The sequence below is a fragment of the Actinomadura sp. NPDC048394 genome (assembly GCF_040651755.1).
Taxonomy (GTDB): domain Bacteria; phylum Actinomycetota; class Actinomycetes; order Streptosporangiales; family Streptosporangiaceae; genus Spirillospora; species Spirillospora montaniterrae.
Genome location: NZ_JBEZJL010000005.1, coordinates 136,625 through 153,473 on the forward strand (window position 1 = coordinate 136,625; position 16,849 = coordinate 153,473).

Below are 16,849 nucleotides of genomic sequence, written 5' to 3' on the forward strand. Positions count from 1 at the left end.
CGGGTGGCTACTCCCCCGGTGTGGGTTGGAGGAGGGTGCGGGCGAGGGTGTAGGCGGCGGTGAGGTCGGTGCCGCGGTAGTCGAGGGCGGCGATGCCGGCGAGGTGGTGGTCGGCGTTGATGGCGACGGTGTTGGTGAGGTGGCGGAAGAGGGGTGCGTCGGACATGGAGTCGCCGTAGGCGATGCATTGGTCGGTGGTGAGGCCGTGGCGGGTGCGGAGTTCTTCGGCGATGCGGACCTTGTCGTCGGGGGTGAGGATGCCGCTGGTGTCGAGGGGTGCGGTGGTGAACGGGAGCGGGGGGAAGCGGGAGGCGATGACGTGGTCGAAGCCGAGGTCGAGGAGGTGGCGGGCGAAGAAGTCGGGCGACATGGTGATGACGGCGGAGTGTTCGCCGCGTGCGCGGATGTCGGCGCAGACGTCGGCGATGCCGGTGAGCCAGGGGCTTGCGGTGTAGGCGGCGGTGACGTGCTGGGGGGTGAGGTGGCGCCAGAGGCGGTGGATCTCGGTGGAGAAGGCGCGGGTGTCGAGGGTGCCGGCGGCGAAGCGGGCTTCGAGGGCGTGGAGTTCGGTGAGGGTGCCGAGGTGGCGGGCGAGTTGGAGGTTGGCGGTGGTGCCGTTGAGGAGGGTGCCGTCCATGTCGAAGATGTGCAGGTTTCCCACGTGGTGTGAGTGTGGTGGACGGCGGTGGTGGTGGGCGAATCGGTTTTCGTTGTGGTAGGCGGCGTGCGGCCCGGGTCCTGTCGGAGGCCGGGGGTGGCGGGGGTGTCTTTCGTCGGGGGTGCGGGGCCGACTTCTGGGTGATGCGCGGTGTTTGTGGCGCGGGTGATCGTGTGGCATGCCAAGCTCTACGGGACGGTGAACGTGGGGTGAACTTCGGCGGTCCGTCCGGTGTCGGATGTGGTGTCGGGCGGTCGTCTGGATCGTGAGGGAGAGCATGCAGGCGCCAGATTTCAGCGTCCATCTGTACCGGGACGTCACCGAGTGGGCGTGGGGTACGCCGTCGTGGGTGCATTCGGTGGCGGACGTGGGGACGAACGCGGGGCTGCTGTTGTTCGCGGTGCTGTTCGTGGCGGGCTGGTGGCGGGCGCGGGGCCGGGACGCGCGGTCGATGGGGCTGGCGTTGTCGGCGCCGTTCGCGATGGTGGCGGCGTATCTGGTGAGCGAGGTGTCGAAGGACTTCCTTCAGGAGGAGCGGCCGTGCCGGGCGGTGCCGGGGGCGCTGCACATCGCGTCGTGTCCGCCGCCCGGGGACTGGTCGTTCCCGAGCAACCACGCGACGATCGCGGCGGCGTCGGCTGCGGCGCTGGTGGTGGTGTGGCGGGCGCTGGCGCCGCTGGTGCTGCCGTTGGCGATGCTGATGGCGTTCTCGCGGGTGTTCGTGGGCGTGCACTACCCGCATGACGTGGCGGCGGGGTTCTGTGTGGGGGTGGTGGTCGCTCCGGTGGTGGCGCTGGTGCTGGTGCGTGCGGCCGAGCCGGTGGTGGATCTTCTGCGGGGGTTCCCGGTGGGTGCGGTGGTGCTGGGGGCTCGTCCGGTGCCTGCGGCGGTGGGTGCGGGGTACGCGGGTGCGGTTCCGGCGCGGGTGCCGGCGGCTGCGGGGGGTGTGACGCGGGTGGACGATGCGGCGGTGACGATGCCGGACGTGATGGGCGGTGTGCGGGGTGTCGGCGGCGCCGGAGCCGGTGGTGGTGCGGTGGGGCGGCATCATCGGCCGGGTTCGTAGCGTCGGCGGGCGCGTGCGGGCGGGCCGTTCCGGTGGTGGCACCGGGGCGGCCCGTTTCGTTTCGTCCGGGGCGGTGCGGGTTCCCTGCCGAAAGTAGGGGGTCGGGGTGCGACGTTCGGGCACTGCGGGGCCGCTCCCCCGCCGCCTAGGTTCTGGCGGTGTCGGGGCGTCGAGCCGGAGGGACGGTGTGATGATCGCGTTGCGTGGTCTGACGAAGCGGTACGGGGACAGGACGGCGGTGGACGGCCTGTCGCTGGAGGTGGCGGCGGGGAAGGTGACGGGGTTCCTGGGGCCGAACGGGGCGGGGAAGTCGACGACGATGCGGATGATCGTGGGGCTGGATCGTCCGAGTGCGGGGGCGGCGCTGGTGGGCGGCCGCCGGTACGGGGAGTTCCGGCATCCGCTGCGGGAGGTGGGGGCGCTGCTGGAGGCGAAGGCGGTGCATCCGGGGCGGTCGGCGCGGCGGCATCTGCTGGCGATGGCGCGCAGCAACGGGATCGCGGCGGGGCGGGTGGAGGAGGTTCTGGCGCTGGTGGGTCTGGAGGGGGTGGCCGGGAAGCGGGCGGGGTCGTTCTCGCTGGGGATGGGGCAGCGGCTCGGGATCGCGGGTGCGCTGCTGGGCGATCCGGGGGTGCTGCTGTTCGACGAGCCGGTGAACGGGCTGGATCCGGACGGGGTGCTGTGGGTGCGGCGGTTGATGCGGTCGCTGGCGGCGGAGGGCCGGACGGTGTTCGTGTCGTCGCATCTGATGAGCGAGATGCAGGTGACGGCGGACCGGCTGGTGGTGATCGGGAGGGGGCGGCTGATCGCGGACGCGCCGGTGGCGGAGGTGATCGCGGCGAGTTCGCGGAATGCGGTGCGGGTGCGCAGTCCGCGGGCGGCGGAGCTGGCGGCCCGGGTGCGGGCGGAGGCGCCGCGGGCAGCGGAGGCGCGTGGAGGTGTGGAGGTGGTGCGGGTGTCGGCGGAGGAGCTGGTGGTGACGGGGTTGCCGGTGGACCGGGTGGGGTGGCTGGCGTTCGAGGCGGGGGTGCCGTTGCTGGAGCTGAGCGAGGAGAAGGCGTCGCTGGAGGAGGCGTACATGGAGTTGACGGGGGCGAGCGTGGAGTACGGCGCCGGCGCGGCGGCGGGGGTGCGGGCGTGATGGCGGCGACGGTGCGGGCGCGTGGTGGGGAGCGGGCCGGTGGCGGGCTGCCGGGAGCGGTGGCGGCGGAGTGGACGAAGCTGTGGTCGGTGCGGTCGACGTGGTGGGGCCTTGCGGGCTCGGCCGCGTTGATGGGGCTGATGTCGCTGGTCCTGGCGTCGTCGACGGTGTCGAACAACACCAACGAGGTCGCCTCGGACGATCAGGGGGTGGTGTCGGTGAGCGGGGTCGCGGTCGCGTCGCTGGACCTGGTGCAGTTCGTGGTGGTGGCGGTGGCGATCCTGGTGATCACCGGTGAGTACGCGACGGGGAGCATCCGGTCGACGCTGCAGTGGGTGCCGCGGCGGGGGCGGATGCTGGCGTCCAAGGCGGTGGTGCTGGCGGCGGTGATGCTGCCGGCGGGCGCGGTGCTGGGGGCGGTGGGGACGGCGGTGGCGGGTCCGGTGCTGGGCGGGTGGGGCCGGTTCCGGGCGGTGGTGGCGGTCGACGACGCGCTGCAGATGGGGGTGTATTTGGCGCTGGTGAGCCTGCTGGTGCTCGGGATCGGGGCGATGCTGCGCAGCACGGCGGGGACGTTGACGACGGCGTTCCTGTTCCTGCTGGTGGTGCCGATGCTGCTGGTGAACGCCGGTTCGGAGATGGGGCGGCATGTGGCGGACGCGCTGCCGAGCACGGCGGGCCGGTACCTGATGAACGGTGACGGCCCGTACCCGGCGGGGGTCGGGGCGGCGATCCTGGCGGCGTGGACGGTCGCGGCGTTGTGGGGCGGGGTGCTGGTGTTGCGGCGCCGCGACGCCTGACCGTGCTCGATGCGAACCCCTAGGGCCGCCGTACCGTGATCGCGGTGCGGCGGCCCCGCTGGTGGTGGGCGGTCAGGGGGTGGGGTCGCCGACGAGCCCGGCTTCGTGGGCGAGGACGGCGGCCTGGACGCGGTTCCGGACGTCCAGGCGGGTGAGGATGGCGCTGACGTAGGCCTTGACGGTGCCTTCGACGACGTGGAGGCGGTCGGCGATCTCGGCGTTGGACAGGCCGGCGCCGAGCAGGGCGAGGACCTGGCGTTCGCGGGGGGTGAGCCCGGCGGTGCGGCGGCGGGCGGCGGCGCCGGCGGCCATGCGTCCGCCGGACAGTTCGGTGATGACGCGGTGGGCGACCTTGGGCGACAGGAACGCGGCGCCGGCGGCGACGGCGCGGACGCCGGCGATGAGCTCGTGGGGGTCGCCGGACTTCAGCAGGAAGCCGCTGGCGCCGCCGGACAGGGCGCGGGCGATGTAGTCGTCCTCGCCGAAGGTGGTGAGGATGGCGACGGCGGTGGCGGGGGCGGCGCGGCGCAGCTCGTCGGCGGCGGCGAGGCCGTCCATGCGGGGCATGCGGATGTCGAGGAGCGCGACGTCGGGGTGGTGGGCGAGGGCGAGGTCGACGGCCTCGCGGCCGTCGCCGGCCTCGGCGACGACGTCGATGCCGGGGTCGGCGGACAGGATGGCGCGGACTCCCGCGCGGATCATGGTCTCGTCGTCGGCGAGCAGGACGCGGATCACTCGGGGCCTTTCGTGGCGGGGTCGGCGGTGCTGTAGGCGTTCTTGTCGGTGAGGCGTCCGCCGGTGAAGCACAGGCGGTAGAGGTGGCCGGTGCCGAGCAGGTCGGCGGTGGGGCGGTAGTAGCGGCAGCGGGCGCCGGGCGGTTCGGGGACGCGGGCGCGGACGCCGCTGGCCTCGGTGGCCTGCATGGGCGGGAGGAACTGCTCGACGTGGGCGCGGGTGTCGCCGACGCGCAGGGCGGCGTAGTCGTCGGGCGGCAGGACGGAGTTGAGGGTGGCGTAGGTGTAGTAGCCGAGCATGACGGCGCCGAGGGCGGCGATGAGGGCGGCGGGGACGGCGATGGCGGTGATGAGGCCGCGGCGGACGTGGCGGCGTTCGCGTTCGAGGTGCCGGGCCGATTCCGACGGCCCGCCGGCGGCGCCCGGGGCGTCGTGGGCGTCCGGGGTGTCCGGGGTGTTCAGGGGGCGGGGGCCGGGCGGCGGGGTCTCGGGGAGGACGGCGCGGACGGTGAAGCCGCCGCCGGGGGCGGGTGCGGCGTGCAGGGTGCCGCCGGCGAGGCGGGCGCGTTCGGTGAGTCCGGTGAGGCCGTGGCCGCCGCCGGGCGGGAGGAGGGCGGGCCCGGCGGGCGGGGCGTCGTTGGCGACGGTGACGACGATTGCGGCCGGGGCGCCGTCGCCGGCGCCGTCGGCGGGGGTGCGGCGGGCGAGGGTGACGGTGATCGGGGCGCCGGGTGCGTGCTTGGCGGCGTTGGTGATGGCCTCCTGCACGATCCGGTGCGCGGCGAGCGCGATCATGGGCGGGAGGTGGCCGGGGGCGGGCCCGGCGGTGGTGTCCAGGCGGACGGGGACGCCGGAGGCGCGGGCGCGTTCGACGAGGTCGTGGACGCTTTCGTGGACGGGCCGGGCGGCGGGCCGCGTCCCGTTCGGGCCGGTGGTCTCCCCCGCCGCGGCGCGGCGGGCGGTGTCGTCGCGGAGGACCCCGATGATCTCGCGGAGGTGCTCGGTGGCGTCGGCGGCGCCCGCGCGCAGTTCGGCGGCGGCGGCGCGGTGGCGGTCGTCGAGGCCGGGGGCGACCTGCAGGGCGCCGGCGCGGACGGCGATGAGGGCGAGTTCGTGGCCGAGGGAGTCGTGCATGTCCTGGGCGATGCGGGCGCGTTCGCGCAGCCGTTCGCGTTCGGCGGTGATGCGCTGCTCGCGCTCGAGGCGGTCGGCGCGTTCCCAGCCGGCGTGCAGGAGCTCCTGGTACTGCTGCCAGTAGCGGCCGACGAGCCAGGGCAGCACGCCGAGCAGCACCAGCCACAGGGTGAGGGGGAACCAGGTGGTGACGTCGATGCCACGGGCGATGTCGATCAGGGTGCCGGCGGCGAACACGGCGGTGAATCCCCACAGCACCGGGCGGGCGCGGGGCGTCCGCAGCCCGGTCAGGTAGGACATGACGGGCATCGCGAACGCGAAGTTGCCGTGCACGGGGATCAGCGCGATGGCGGTGAGCAGCGCGGCGGTCGGGCGGGTCCGGGAGACCGCGACGGCGGCGGCCAGGGCGCCGATGCCGGCGATCCGCAGCCACCAGTACGGGGTGGCCGGCTCGAGCGGTGAGACCAGGTCGAACGCGACGGGCAGCGCCAGCACCGCCCACAGCACGATGTCCTTGACCAGCAGGGATCTGCGGGGGCGGTGGACGGCGGCGCGGGTCTCCGCTCGGACCGCGCGGAGGGCGCGTGCGGCGGCGCCGATGGCGGGGCGGGCGCCGGGCGGGGCGGCGGGTGCGGGGGTGGCCGTGCCCCGCTCCCCCGTGTCCCGCTCCCCCGGGCGCCGCGGGACGGTGGTGGCCGGGTCGTTCACCCGGACCACGGTACAAGCCGGTGATCTGCGGTGATACTGCCGAAAGTCAGGGGCCGCTACCGTGGGGCGGGTGACCGTGCCCTCGCCGCGCCCCGGGCGGCCCGCCCCGCCGTCGCGGCCGTGGTCGGCGCGGCGCCGCGCGGAGTGGACGCGCCGGTGGGCGCATGGCCGGGCCGGCGAGGTGGTGCCGGCGGTGGCGGCGCTGGTGATCACGTGGGTGATGAGCGCGGCCGCCGCCAAGCCCGGTGACCGTCCGCTGTGGCCGGGCGGGCTGGCGCTGATCGCGGTGACGACGCTGGCGCTGGTGTGGCGGCGCCGGCATCCGGTGCTGCTGCTGGTGGTGGCGACCGCGGTGCCGCCGCTGTACTACCCGCTGGGGTATCCGGACGGGCCGATCGCGTTCGTGTTCCTGGTGGCGCTGTTCAACGCGGCGGTGGAGTGCCGGCCGGCGGTGCCGCTCGGCGCGGTGATCGCGGTGAACGCGGGGTTCCTGACCGCGTCGGCGCTGCGGGGCGGCGGGGGCCGCGACGACCCGAACGCGGTGGTGGACGCGCGCGGGGTGGCGTCGCTGACGGTGGCGCTGCTGCTGACGGTCGCGGTCGGGCAGTACGTGCGGGGGCGGCGGATCCGGGTGGAGGAGGCCGAGCGGCGCGCCGCCGCGGCCGAGCGGGGCCGGGAGGAGGAGGCGCTGCGGCGGGCGGCGCAGGAGCGGCTGCGGATCGCGCGGGAGCTGCACGACGTCCTGGCGCACCAGATCTCGCTGATCAACGTGCAGGCGGGTGCGGCGCTGCACCGCCGCGACGATCCGGCGCGGGCGTACGCGGCGCTGGAGGCGATCAAGGCGGCGAGCCGGCAGACGCTGCGGGAGCTGCGCGGGGTGCTGGGGGTGTTGCGGCAGGTCGACGGGCCCGGCGGGGGCGGCGGGCCGGTGGAGCCGGTGCCGTCGCTGGCGCGGGTCGGTGAGCTGCTGGAGCGGACGGCGGCGGCGGGCCTGCGGGTGCGGCGCGCCGGCGACCTCGCCACCCCCGCCGAAGCCGACACCGCCGGGGCCGGTGGTGGTGAGGGCGGCGGGCCGCTGGCGGCGGTGCCGGCACCGGTCGGGCTGGCCGGGTACCGGATCGTGCAGGAGGCGCTGACCAACGTCGTCCGCCACGCGGGCGCGGAAACGGTGACGGTGGAGGTGCGGTGCACCGCGGACGCGGTGATCGTGCAGATCGACGATGATGGTGCGGGCCCGCCCGGCGAACCCGCGGCGTCCGCGGATCCGGACGGGCCGGCGCGCGGCGACGGCCTGCGCGGAAACGGGCTGCGCGGCATGCGGGAGCGGGCCGTGGCGGTCGGCGGCGAGCTGACCGCCGGGCCGGGCCCGGACGGCGGGTTCCGGGTGCGGGCCCGCCTGCCGCTGGAGCCCCCCGCCGGCCGGCGGGGGCACGACGAGGGAGCGGGAGAACAGGTGGCGGACGGCAGGCCGGGACGGGCGATGCGGGAGGACACGTGATCCGGGTGGCGCTGGCCGACGACCAGACGCTCGTGCGGGCCGGGTTCCGGTCGATCCTGGAGGGCGAGGACGACATCGAGATCGTCGCCGAGGCCGGGGACGGTGAGCGGGCGGTGCGGCTGGCGCGCGAGCTGCGCCCGGACGTGGTGCTGATGGACGTGCGGATGCCGGTGCTGGACGGGCTGGAGGCGACCCGCCGGATCGTGACCGACCCCGCGCTGGCCGCCGTCCGGGTGGTGATCCTGACGACGTTCGACCTGGACGACTACGTGTACGGGGCGATCAAGGCGGGGGCGAGCGGGTTCCTGGTGAAGGACACCGAGCCGCCGGAGCTGATCCACGGGGTGCGGGTGGTGGCGCGCGGCGACGCGCTGCTGGCGCCGGCGGTGACGCGGCGGCTGATCGCCGAGTTCGCGTCCCGGATCACCGCGCCGCCGCCGGCGGTGGAGCTGGACGCGCTGACGGCGCGGGAGCGGGAGGTGCTGGAGCTGGTCGCGCAGGGCCTGTCGAACGAGGAGATCGCCGAGCGGCTGGTGCTGTCGCCGGCGACGGCGAAGACGCACGTCAGCCGTATCCTGGCGAAGCTGGGGGCGCGGGACCGGGCGCAGCTGGTGGTGCTGGCCTACGAGTCGGGGATGATCCGTCCCGGCTGGCTCGGCTGACCCCCGCCGCAGCGCGACCCCGCGACCCCGCGGGAGCGCGGGCGCGGGGTGCAACGGGTCGGGCGGCGGCGGTGTTGAAGGGGATGTGACGGTTACCGACGAGGTTTCGATCCGGCCCGCCGCAGCGTCCGCCGAGGGCGCCGCCGCCGGGGACCCCGCGGGCGCGGGGTGCGGGGGCGACGCGGCGGGCGCGCGGGTCGTCGCCGCGCTGTCCGGCGACCTGGACGGCGGGTTCGCGGTGATGTACGAGGCGTACCGGGCGCCGGTGTTCTCCACCGCGCTGCGGCTGTGCGGCCGGTGGGCGGAGGCCGAGGACCTGTCCGCCGAGGCGTTCCTGCGCGCCTACCGGGCGCTGTGCGGGTACGGGCCGGAGCGGATCGCGGACCTGCGGCCGCGGGCGTGGCTGCTGACGATCCTGACGAACGTGTGGCGCAACGGGCTGCGGACGGCGGCGCGCAAGCCGCCGCCGGGTCCGCTGGAGGACGCGCCGGACCCGCCCGACCCCGCCGAGGGCGTGGAGGACGCGGCGGCGCGGCACGAGACCGGGCGGGAGCTGGCGGGGCTCCTGGCCGAGCTGCCGGAGGCGCAGCGCGCCGCGGTGGTGCTGCGGCACGTCACCGACCTTCCGGTCGCGGAGATCGCCGAGGTGATGGGGGTGCCGGAGGGCACCGTGAAGTCGCACGTGTCGCGCGGCCTGGCGCGCCTGCGCCGCCTGCACCATGACCAGGAAGGAGGGGGTGCCCGATGAGCGGCATCGATCCCGCGTCCGACGCGCTGCTGGAGGGCCTGGCCGGGCTCGCCGCCGACGCGCCGCCCGCGCTGCTGGACCGGATCGCCGCGCGCCGCGTCGAGGTGGACGGCCCGCTGGAGCGCCTGCGGGTGGCGTTCACCGACCGCGGTGTGGCGTACCTGCGGGCCGGGCTGGACGAGGAGGAGTTCACCGCGGCGTTCCGGGAGCGGTTCGCGCGGCCGCTGCTGCCCGCCGACGCGCCGCCGGCCGGGCTGGTGCCGGCGCTGCGGACGGGGCGGCTCGGCGACCTGCCGCTGGACCTGCGGGGGCTGAGCGGGTTCGAGGCGGCGGTGCTGCGGGCCGCGGCGACGATCCCGCGCGGGCAGACCCGCCCGTACGCATGGGTGGCGCGGCGCGCGGGGCGTCCGAAGGCGGTGCGGGCGGTCGGGTCGGCGCTGGGCCGCAACCCGGTTCCGCTGCTGATCCCCTGCCATCGGGTGACCCGGTCGGACGGGTCGCTGGGCGAGTACGTGTTCGGGGCGGCGGCCAAGGAGCGGCTGCTGCGCGCCGAGGACGTCGACGTGGACGAGGTCGCCGGCATGGCGCGGCGGGGGGTGCGGCTGGTCGGCAGCGACACCACCGGGATCGTGTGCTTCCCGACCTGCGCCGACGCCCGCCGGATCGCGCCGTCGCACCGGCGCGGGTTCCGGGACCTGGCCGCCGCGCGGGCCGCGGGGTACCGGCCGTGCCGGCACTGCCGTCCCGAGGGCCCCGACCCGTTCCCCGCCTGACCGGCGGAGCCCCCGCCCCGCAGAGGCCTGGCCGGGCGGGGGTCAGCGGCGGCCGGCGAGCAGGACGCCGGCGCCGCCGAGGACCAGGCCAGCGACGGCGAGCGGGTCCAGCGCCTGCCCGATCGTCGCCCACGCCAGCACCGCGGTGACCGACGGGGTGAGGAAGAACAGCGCGGCGACGCTCGAGGCGGCCGAGCGGCGCAGCATGGTGTTCAGCAGCAGGAACACCCCGATGGAGTTGACCAGCACCATCCAGGCGAGCGCGGCGCCGAACGCGCCCCAGTGCGCGACGGCGGGCGTCTCGGTGAGCAGCGACAGCGCGCCCAGCGGCGGCGCGGCGACCAGGAACTGCACGGCGGTGCCGGTCCGCACGTCCATGTCGGGGACGTGCCGCTTCTGGTAGAGGGTGCCGAGGCTGAGCCCGAGAAGGCCGACCAGGGACAGGACCACGCCGAGGGGCGAGAACGCGACGCGGTCGGCGACGGCCAGCACGACCCCGGCGGCGCCGAGCGCGAACCCGGCCCACCGGCGTCCGCTGATCCGCTCCCCCAGCACCCGCGCCGCCAGCAGCGCGATCACGACCGGGTTCAGGCCCTGGACGAGCGCGACGACCCCGGCGGGCAGGCCCATCGCCAGGGCGCTGTAGAGGGCGCCGAACTGGACGGCCTGGATCAGCAGTCCCGACACCGCCAGGTGCGCCAGGGCGCGGCCCCGCGGCCACGGCGCGCGGACGGCGACCGCGTAGCCGGCCAGCAGGATCCCGGCGGCGGCGAACCGCGCGAAGATCAGCAGCAGCGGCGGGGCGGCGTCCACGCCGATCACCCCGGCGATGAACGCGCTGCTCCACAGCAGGACGAACACCGCGGGCATCGCCGCCGCTCCCGCACGGCCGCCGCCGGTGCGGGTGGCGGTCCGCTCCCCCGGCGCCGCCGTCCGCGTGCCCGCCCGAGGGTCCGTCGGGGTGTCCGGTCGGGCGGGTGCGGTGCCCCGGGGCGGGGCGTCCTCGAAGCGCTGGACCACCATGAGGCACCTCCATGAGTAACCGGTTATGACGGTTATTCATCCTCGGACCGCCGTCCATAACCTGTCAAGGTGGTTATCGTGGAGGGATGGAGTTCACCTTCCTGTCCGGCGACCTCGCCCTCGACCTCGCCGGGACCGTCCAGCACCGCCGCGCCGACCGCCGCGACCTGCTCACCGCCCCCGAGCACCTCGCCCGCTGGAGCGTCGCCGCCGGCCTGGTCACCGACCCGCCCCCGGTGAGCGCCGCCGACCTCGCCGCCGCCCTCGACCTGCGCGAGGCGATCTACCGCGCCGCCACCGCCGTCCTGCACGGCGAACCCCCCGCCGCCGCCGACCGCGACCTGATCAACCGGCGCGCCGCCGTCCCGCCACCCGTCCCGCGCCTCACCGGCGACGGCGCCGTGCACCGCGACGGCGACGCCGCCGCCGTCCTGGCCGCCGCCGCCCGCGCCGCCGTCGACCTGCTCGCCGCCGCGGCCGCCGCTCCCGGTGACGGCGAGCAGCGCGACGGCGTCGACGCCGGCCGCGGCGTCCTCAAGGAATGCCAGGCCGACCCCTGCACCCGCCTGTACCTGGACACCTCCCGCCGCCGCACCCGCCGCTGGTGCGACATGAGCCAGTGCGGCAACCGCGCCAAGGCCGCCGCGTTCCGCGCCCGCCGCACCACCCCAGACCCGCACGCCTGACCCCGCCCGCGCCGCCCGCACGCACCCCGCCGCACGGGCGGCAGGGGGGCGGCGCGCACGTGTAGAGCGGCGCGTGGCGGGAATGGGGCCGTCCACCTGCAGGGACGACTGAGGGGGAACACCATGCGGGTCGTCGTCACCGGCGCCACCGGCAACATCGGCACCAGCACCGTCGAAGCGCTCACCGCCGATCCCCGCGTCACCTCCGTCCTCGGGCTGTCGCGCCGCGGCCCCGGCGCGCGCGCCGGCCGCGACGACCGCACCGAATGGGCCGAGGCCGACGTCACCGACACCGACCTGGTCCCGCTGCTACGCGGCGCCGACGCCGTGATCCACCTCGCCTGGCTGTTCCAGCCCACCCACCGGCCCGCCGTCACCTGGGACTCCAACGTCGTCGGCACCACCCGCGTCCTGGACGCCGTCGCCGCCGCCGGCGTGCCCGCCCTGGTCGTGGCCTCCTCCGTCGGCGCCTACTCCCCCGGCCCCAAGGACCGCGCCGTCGACGAGTCCTGGCCCACCCACGGCTGGCCCGGCGCCGCCTACAGCCGCGAGAAGGCCTACGTCGAACGGCTCCTGGACGTCTTCGAGGCCCGCAACCCCGCCACCCGCGCCGTGCGGATCCGCCCCGGGTTCGTGTTCGAACGCCAGAGCGCCGCCGAGCAGCGCCGCCTGTTCGCCGGCCCGCTGGTGCCCGGGCGGCTGGTGCGGCCCGGCCGCGTCCCCGTCGTCCCCGACCTGCCCGGCCTGCGCTTCCAGGCCCTGCACTCCGCCGACGCCGGGCGGGCGTTCGCGCTCGCCGCGCTCGGCGACGCCCGCGGCGCCTTCAACATCGCCGCCGACCCTGTCATCGACCCCGGCGTCCTGGCCGGCCTGCTCGGCGCCCGCACCGTCCGGCTGCCCGCCCGCGGCGTGCGCGCCGCGCTCGCCGCCGCCTGGAACCTGCACCTGGTGCCCGCCTCCCCCGGCCTGTTCGACCTGGCCCTGCAAGTGCCGATCATGGACACCGCGCGCGCCCGCGACGAACTCGGCTGGACGCCCCGCCACACCGCCCGCGACGCGATGGCCGAGTTCCTGGAGGGCCTGCGCACCGGCGCCGGACGCGACACCCCGCCCCTGTCCCCGGGCGCCGGCGGCCCCGCCCGCGCCCGCGAGATCGCCACCGGCGTCGGCCACAAGCCCTGACCCGCCCCGGCCCCGGACACCCCGGCCCCGTCCCGGTCCACGCGCCCCGCCGAACACCCACAGGAGGTCACCCGATGCCGACGATCACACCAGCCCACCTGCACGAACTGCTGTCCTCCACCGACCGCGACGCCGCGCTCGTCGTCGTCGAAGGACACGCCGCCGTCGTCCCGTCCACACCCGGCGGGCGCGGCGAACCCGACGACGCCATGGTGATCACCACCCGGGACGCCGTCATCGCCGAACTGGACACCGGCGCCAACGACGAGCAGCTCGAGCGCCTCGCCCAGCGCCTCGACACCGCCCTCGACAGCCTCGGCGGCTGACACCCGCGGCGCGATTCCGCCCGCCCGCCCCGTCCGCCCGCCCGGCGGGCCGGGTCAGCCGTGCAGGGCCAGATACGGGGCCAGGGCGAACAGGCTGACCACCAGCGAACCGGTCAGTGCGCCCGCCGGCACCGCCCGCGCGATCACCCAGCCCAGCAGCACCCCCGCCAGCTCCGGCACCCCGGTCAGCGCCGCCAGCGGCCAGTCCACCGCCCCCGCCGCCACGTACCCGAGCGTCCCCACGGTCGCGATCACCACCGACTGCGCCTGCGCCGCCGCCAGCGCCGACAGCACCGGGACTCCCAGGACCACCAGCAGCGGCACGCACAGCATCGGCCCCCCGATCCCGAACACCCCGCCGGCCACCGCCACCGCGAAGCCGACCGCCGCCACCACCGGCGCCCCCGGCCCCCGACCGGCCCCGGTGCCGCCGGACTCCCCGGAGTCGCCGGGCGCAGCGGCGGGACGGCCCGCGCGGAGCCACACGAGCGCGCCGACCAGCGCGACGAACACCCCGAGCAGGATCCCGAAGACCCGCCCCGACACCGCGCCGTTGACCAGCACGCCCAGCGGCGTCCCCACGACCGCGGCGGCGGCCAGCACCACCGCCGACCGGCGCGTGCCGCGCTCGCGCAGCTGCCCCGACCGGGTGTAGGCGGCCGTCGCCAGCGCCCCGGTCGCCACATGCGTGACGATCGCCGTGCCCGCGACCTGCGCCGGCGGCAGCCCCGTCAGTGCGAACAGCCCGACCGTCACCAGCACCCCGCCCGGCCCGACCGCCGTGATGCCGACCCCCGCGACCAGCCCGAACAGCACCAGCCCCGCCAGCACCGGCATTCCGAGACCGCCCACGGCCCCTCCTCTCCCTCGCAACGGACACCCCGGCGCCGCCCGCAGGCGGCGCCCGGGCGCGGTCAGGCGCGGTCAGGCGCGGTCAGGCGCGGTCAAGCGCCGGGCGGGCCCGGCGCGCGGTACAGGGTGGCGCGCAGCGTCAGCCGGTCCGCGCGGATGTGCACCGCCTCGCTGTCGACCGGACGCCCGTCGGCCAGATGCGCCAGCCGGTCGATCGCGAAGATCGCCGCGCCCGCCGGGACGTCCAGCAGCGCCGCCGTCGCCGGCGCGGCCGCCACCGCGTGCACCTGCACCTCCGCCCGGCCGAGCGGCTGCCCGGCGACCTCCTCGATCAGCCCGAACAGGTCCCGCTCGGCCAGCTCCCGGCCGAGGTCCGGGCGCCGCAGCAGGCCCTCGCCGATGTCGCCGGGAAGGTAGGTGGTGTCCAGCGACAGCGGCTCACCCTCCAGCCGCCGCAGCCGCTCCACGCGGACCGCGCCGGCGCCGGGCGCCAGCCCCAGCCGCGCCGCCACCGCCGGCGGCGGCACCGGGACCCGGCCGATCTCGCGGACCTCGTTGGCGACCGTGCCGTGCCCGGTGAGCGCCTCCGCCAGCCCCGCCAGCCGGTCCAGCCCGTGCCCGTGCTTGGCCGCGACCACCGTGGTGCCCACGCCGCGCCGCCGCGTGATCAGGCCCTCGGCGCGCAGCAGCGCCAGCGCCTCCCGGACGGCGTTGCGGGACGCGCCGAGCCGCTCGCCCAACTCCCGCTCGCCCGGCAGCGTCCCGCCGGGGAACGCGCCGCCGGTGATCTGCTGGCGCAGCACGTCGGCGGCCTGCCGGGCCCGTTCGGCCCGCGGCCGCGACGACACCCACTCGCCGCGTCCCGCCCGCGACGTCCCGCCCATGGCCCTCCCTCGCTCCAGCCCCCGGCGCGCCGCTCCGAACCGGCGGCCCGCCCCCTCGCCCAGGATGCCGCACCAACATTACGCCACTGTTACGCCACCCTGTTTGACCTGCATTAACGCCTCACCAGCGGATGTGCGGCGGGCTCCGGGGAGTTCGGCCACCCGCCCGCTGCGGACCGGCCGGGAACGGTGCGCGGGCACCCCGGGATCTGGCATCCTGCCGAGCAGAGCGATCTCGTCCGGCGACCGCGGGAGGCCCTGTGCGCTACGTGCTGATGATCTGCAGCGACGAGACCGCCGGCACCGATCCCGAGGAGGCCGCGACCACCGGCTGCGGCGGCTGGTCGCAGGAGATGACCGAGCGCGGCGTGGTGTACGGCGGCGCCGGCCTGGCCCCCGCCGCCACCGCCACCACCGTGAAGGTCCGCGACGGCGAGGTGCTGCTCACCGACGGGCCGTTCGCCGAGACCAAGGACCAGATCGGCGGGTTCAGCCTCATCGAGTGCGCCGGCCTGGACGAGGCCGTCGAGATCGCCGCCCGGCACCCCTGGGCCCGGCTCGGCCAGATCGAGATCCGCCCCGTCCACGAACCGTGACCCGGCCCGTGCCCCGGCGCGCCGCGGACCCCGGACCGGCCCGCCGCCCGCCTGCGAACGCGGACACGGCGGCCGCCGCCGCGGCGGCGTTCCGCACCGAATGGGGGCAGATCGTCGCGACCCTGATCCGCATGACCGGCGACTGGGACCTCGCCGAGGACTGCGCGCAGGACGCCTTCACCGCCGCCCTGCGCACCTGGCCCCGCGACGGCGTCCCCGACCGCCCCGGCGCCTGGCTCACCACCACCGCCCGCAACCGCGCCGTGGACCGGCTCCGCCGCGACGCCGCACGCTCCGCCCGCCTCCGCCAGGCCGCCCTCACCGCGGTCACCCCCGACGACCCGCCCGGCCCCGACGCCCCAGGCGGCGCGGGCGAGGACGGCTTCGGCGACGACCGGCTGCGGCTGATGTTCACCTGCTGCCACCCCGCGCTCGCCCTCGACGCCCGCGTCGCGCTCACCCTGCGCACCCTCGCCGGCCTCACCACCGCCGAGATCGCACGCGCGTTCCTGGTGTCGGAACCGGCGATGTCCAAGCGCCTCACCCGCGCCAAGCACAAGATCCGCGCCGCCGGGATCCCCTACCGCGTCCCGCCGCCGCACCTGCTGCCCGGCCGGCTCGGCGCCGTCCTGGCCGTGCTGTACCTGCTGTTCAACGAGGGCTACACCGCCGGCGGCGGGCCCGAACGGCGCGGGCTGAGCGCCGAGGCGATCCGGCTGGCGCGCGTGCTGGCCGCGCTGATGCCCGCCGAACCCGAACCGCGCGGCCTGCTGGCCCTGATGCTGCTGCACGACGCCCGCGCCGCCACCCGCGTCGACGCCACCGGGACGCTCGTCACCCTCGAACACCAGGACCGCACGCGCTGGGACGCCGCCGGGATCGACGAGGGCGCGCGGATCCTGGACGCCGCGCTGCACGACGCCCGCGCCGCCGGCCGCCGCGCCGGGCCGTACCTGGTGCAGGCCGCCATCGCCGCCTGCCACGCCACCGCGCCCGACGCCGCGTCCACCGACTGGCCGCAGATCGCCGCGCTCTACGACGTCCTGGCCCGCCTCGCGCCCACCCCCGTCGTCGCGCTGAACCGCGCCGTCGCCGTCGGCATGGCCCGCGGCCCCCGCGCCGGCCTCGCGCTGGTCGAGGCGCTGGAGCGGGACGGCGCCCTGGACGGCTACCCCCTGCTGCCCGCCACCCGCGCCGTCCTGCTGCGCCGCCTCGGACGCCGCGCCGAGGCCGCCCGCGCCTACCGCGCCGCGCTCGAGCTGACCGGCGGCGACGCCGAACGCCGCTACCTGGCCCGCCGCCTCGCCGAGACCACCGAACCCGACCCCACCGCGGCCGACCCCGCCGGGTCCGGCTGACCGGCGCGGGCACGTCCGAA

General features: G+C 76.8%; 18 protein-coding genes. 12 read left to right on the top strand and 6 right to left on the bottom strand.

Features of this window, described 5'->3' with window-relative positions; translation table 11 throughout:
* Window positions 1–7: 7 nt before the first annotated feature.
* On the bottom strand, window positions 8–661 hold the full coding sequence (locus AB0C78_RS04730; RefSeq protein ID WP_360741659.1) for an HAD-IB family phosphatase: 654 nt from the start codon (window positions 659–661) through the stop codon (window positions 8–10).
* Between the two features lie 262 nt (window positions 662–923).
* Here AB0C78_RS04730 and AB0C78_RS04735 point away from each other — a divergent pair, with 262 nt between their 5' ends.
* From AB0C78_RS04735 to AB0C78_RS04745, 3 genes are all read left to right on the top strand, one after another.
* Complete coding sequence (locus AB0C78_RS04735) at window positions 924–1,724, top strand: phosphatase PAP2 family protein (protein ID WP_360741662.1); 801 nt, start codon at window positions 924–926, stop codon at window positions 1,722–1,724.
* Window positions 1,725–1,914: 190 nt separating this feature from the next.
* Entirely contained in the window at window positions 1,915–2,865 is a 951-nt protein-coding gene (locus tag AB0C78_RS04740; RefSeq protein ID WP_360741664.1) for an ATP-binding cassette domain-containing protein, read from the top strand.
* Window positions 2,865–3,665: an ABC transporter permease gene (locus tag AB0C78_RS04745; RefSeq protein WP_360741667.1), complete on the top strand. Its 801-nt coding sequence runs from the start codon at window positions 2,865–2,867 to the stop codon at window positions 3,663–3,665. The genes AB0C78_RS04740 and AB0C78_RS04745 overlap by 1 nt, the downstream gene beginning before the upstream one ends.
* A 72-nt stretch (window positions 3,666–3,737) precedes the next feature.
* Here the strand turns inward: AB0C78_RS04745 and AB0C78_RS04750 are convergent, their stop codons facing one another.
* Both AB0C78_RS04750 and AB0C78_RS04755 read right to left on the bottom strand, forming a co-directional pair.
* Window positions 3,738–4,400 carry a response regulator transcription factor gene (locus AB0C78_RS04750; protein ID WP_360741670.1) on the bottom strand — a complete coding sequence of 221 codons (663 nt, stop codon included), beginning with the start codon at window positions 4,398–4,400 and terminating at the stop codon, window positions 3,738–3,740.
* Complete coding sequence (locus AB0C78_RS04755; protein ID WP_360741673.1) at window positions 4,397–6,241, bottom strand: histidine kinase; 1,845 nt, start codon at window positions 6,239–6,241, stop codon at window positions 4,397–4,399. Before AB0C78_RS04755 ends, AB0C78_RS04750 begins: the two co-directional genes overlap by 4 nt.
* Window positions 6,242–6,311: 70 nt before the next feature.
* On the opposite strand from AB0C78_RS04755, the gene AB0C78_RS04760 reads away from it, so the two are divergent.
* The 4 genes from AB0C78_RS04760 (at window position 6,312) to AB0C78_RS04775 (ending at window position 9,922) form a co-directional block, all read left to right on the top strand.
* Complete coding sequence (locus AB0C78_RS04760) at window positions 6,312–7,739, top strand: histidine kinase (RefSeq protein ID WP_360741676.1); 1,428 nt, start codon at window positions 6,312–6,314, stop codon at window positions 7,737–7,739.
* Entirely contained in the window at window positions 7,736–8,401 is a 666-nt protein-coding gene (locus tag AB0C78_RS04765) for a response regulator transcription factor (RefSeq protein WP_360741679.1), read from the top strand. Before AB0C78_RS04760 ends, AB0C78_RS04765 begins: the two co-directional genes overlap by 4 nt.
* Before the next feature lie 85 nt (window positions 8,402–8,486).
* Entirely contained in the window at window positions 8,487–9,149 is a 663-nt protein-coding gene (locus AB0C78_RS04770) for an RNA polymerase sigma factor (protein WP_360741682.1), read from the top strand.
* Entirely contained in the window at window positions 9,146–9,922 is a 777-nt protein-coding gene (locus AB0C78_RS04775) for a methylated-DNA--[protein]-cysteine S-methyltransferase (RefSeq protein ID WP_151543853.1), read from the top strand. Before AB0C78_RS04770 ends, AB0C78_RS04775 begins: the two co-directional genes overlap by 4 nt.
* A gap of 42 nt (window positions 9,923–9,964) precedes the next feature.
* Here AB0C78_RS04775 and AB0C78_RS04780 read toward each other — a convergent pair whose 3' ends face one another.
* On the bottom strand, window positions 9,965–10,945 hold the full coding sequence (locus AB0C78_RS04780) for an EamA family transporter (RefSeq protein ID WP_360741685.1): 981 nt from the start codon (window positions 10,943–10,945) through the stop codon (window positions 9,965–9,967).
* Between the two features lie 86 nt (window positions 10,946–11,031).
* On the opposite strand from AB0C78_RS04780, the gene AB0C78_RS04785 reads away from it, so the two are divergent.
* The 3 genes from AB0C78_RS04785 to AB0C78_RS04795 all read left to right on the top strand — a co-directional run bounded on the left by AB0C78_RS04785 (window position 11,032) and on the right by AB0C78_RS04795 (window position 13,139).
* A complete protein-coding gene (locus AB0C78_RS04785; RefSeq protein ID WP_360741688.1) occupies window positions 11,032–11,631 on the top strand; it encodes a CGNR zinc finger domain-containing protein in 600 nt (199 codons plus the stop codon).
* A 123-nt stretch (window positions 11,632–11,754) separates the two neighbouring features.
* Window positions 11,755–12,813 (top strand): NAD-dependent epimerase/dehydratase family protein, encoded by a 1,059-nt coding sequence (locus AB0C78_RS04790; RefSeq protein ID WP_360741691.1) that lies wholly within the window; start codon window positions 11,755–11,757, stop codon window positions 12,811–12,813.
* Between the two features lie 74 nt (window positions 12,814–12,887).
* Window positions 12,888–13,139 carry a hypothetical protein gene (locus tag AB0C78_RS04795; RefSeq protein ID WP_360741694.1) on the top strand — a complete coding sequence of 84 codons (252 nt, stop codon included), beginning with the start codon at window positions 12,888–12,890 and terminating at the stop codon, window positions 13,137–13,139.
* Between the two features lie 54 nt (window positions 13,140–13,193).
* Here AB0C78_RS04795 and AB0C78_RS04800 read toward each other — a convergent pair whose 3' ends face one another.
* Window positions 13,194–13,991 (bottom strand): sulfite exporter TauE/SafE family protein, encoded by a 798-nt coding sequence (locus AB0C78_RS04800; protein WP_360741697.1) that lies wholly within the window; start codon window positions 13,989–13,991, stop codon window positions 13,194–13,196.
* A 92-nt stretch (window positions 13,992–14,083) separates the two neighbouring features.
* Window positions 14,084–14,875 carry a GntR family transcriptional regulator gene (locus AB0C78_RS04805; RefSeq protein ID WP_360741700.1) on the bottom strand — a complete coding sequence of 264 codons (792 nt, stop codon included), beginning with the start codon at window positions 14,873–14,875 and terminating at the stop codon, window positions 14,084–14,086.
* A 260-nt stretch (window positions 14,876–15,135) separates the two neighbouring features.
* On the opposite strand from AB0C78_RS04805, the gene AB0C78_RS04810 reads away from it, so the two are divergent.
* A complete protein-coding gene (locus AB0C78_RS04810) occupies window positions 15,136–15,471 on the top strand; it encodes a YciI family protein (protein ID WP_151546852.1) in 336 nt (111 codons plus the stop codon).
* Window positions 15,472–15,479: 8 nt separating this feature from the next.
* A complete protein-coding gene (locus AB0C78_RS04815; RefSeq protein ID WP_360741703.1) occupies window positions 15,480–16,829 on the top strand; it encodes a sigma-70 family RNA polymerase sigma factor in 1,350 nt (449 codons plus the stop codon).
* Window positions 16,830–16,849: the final 20 nt, after the last annotated feature.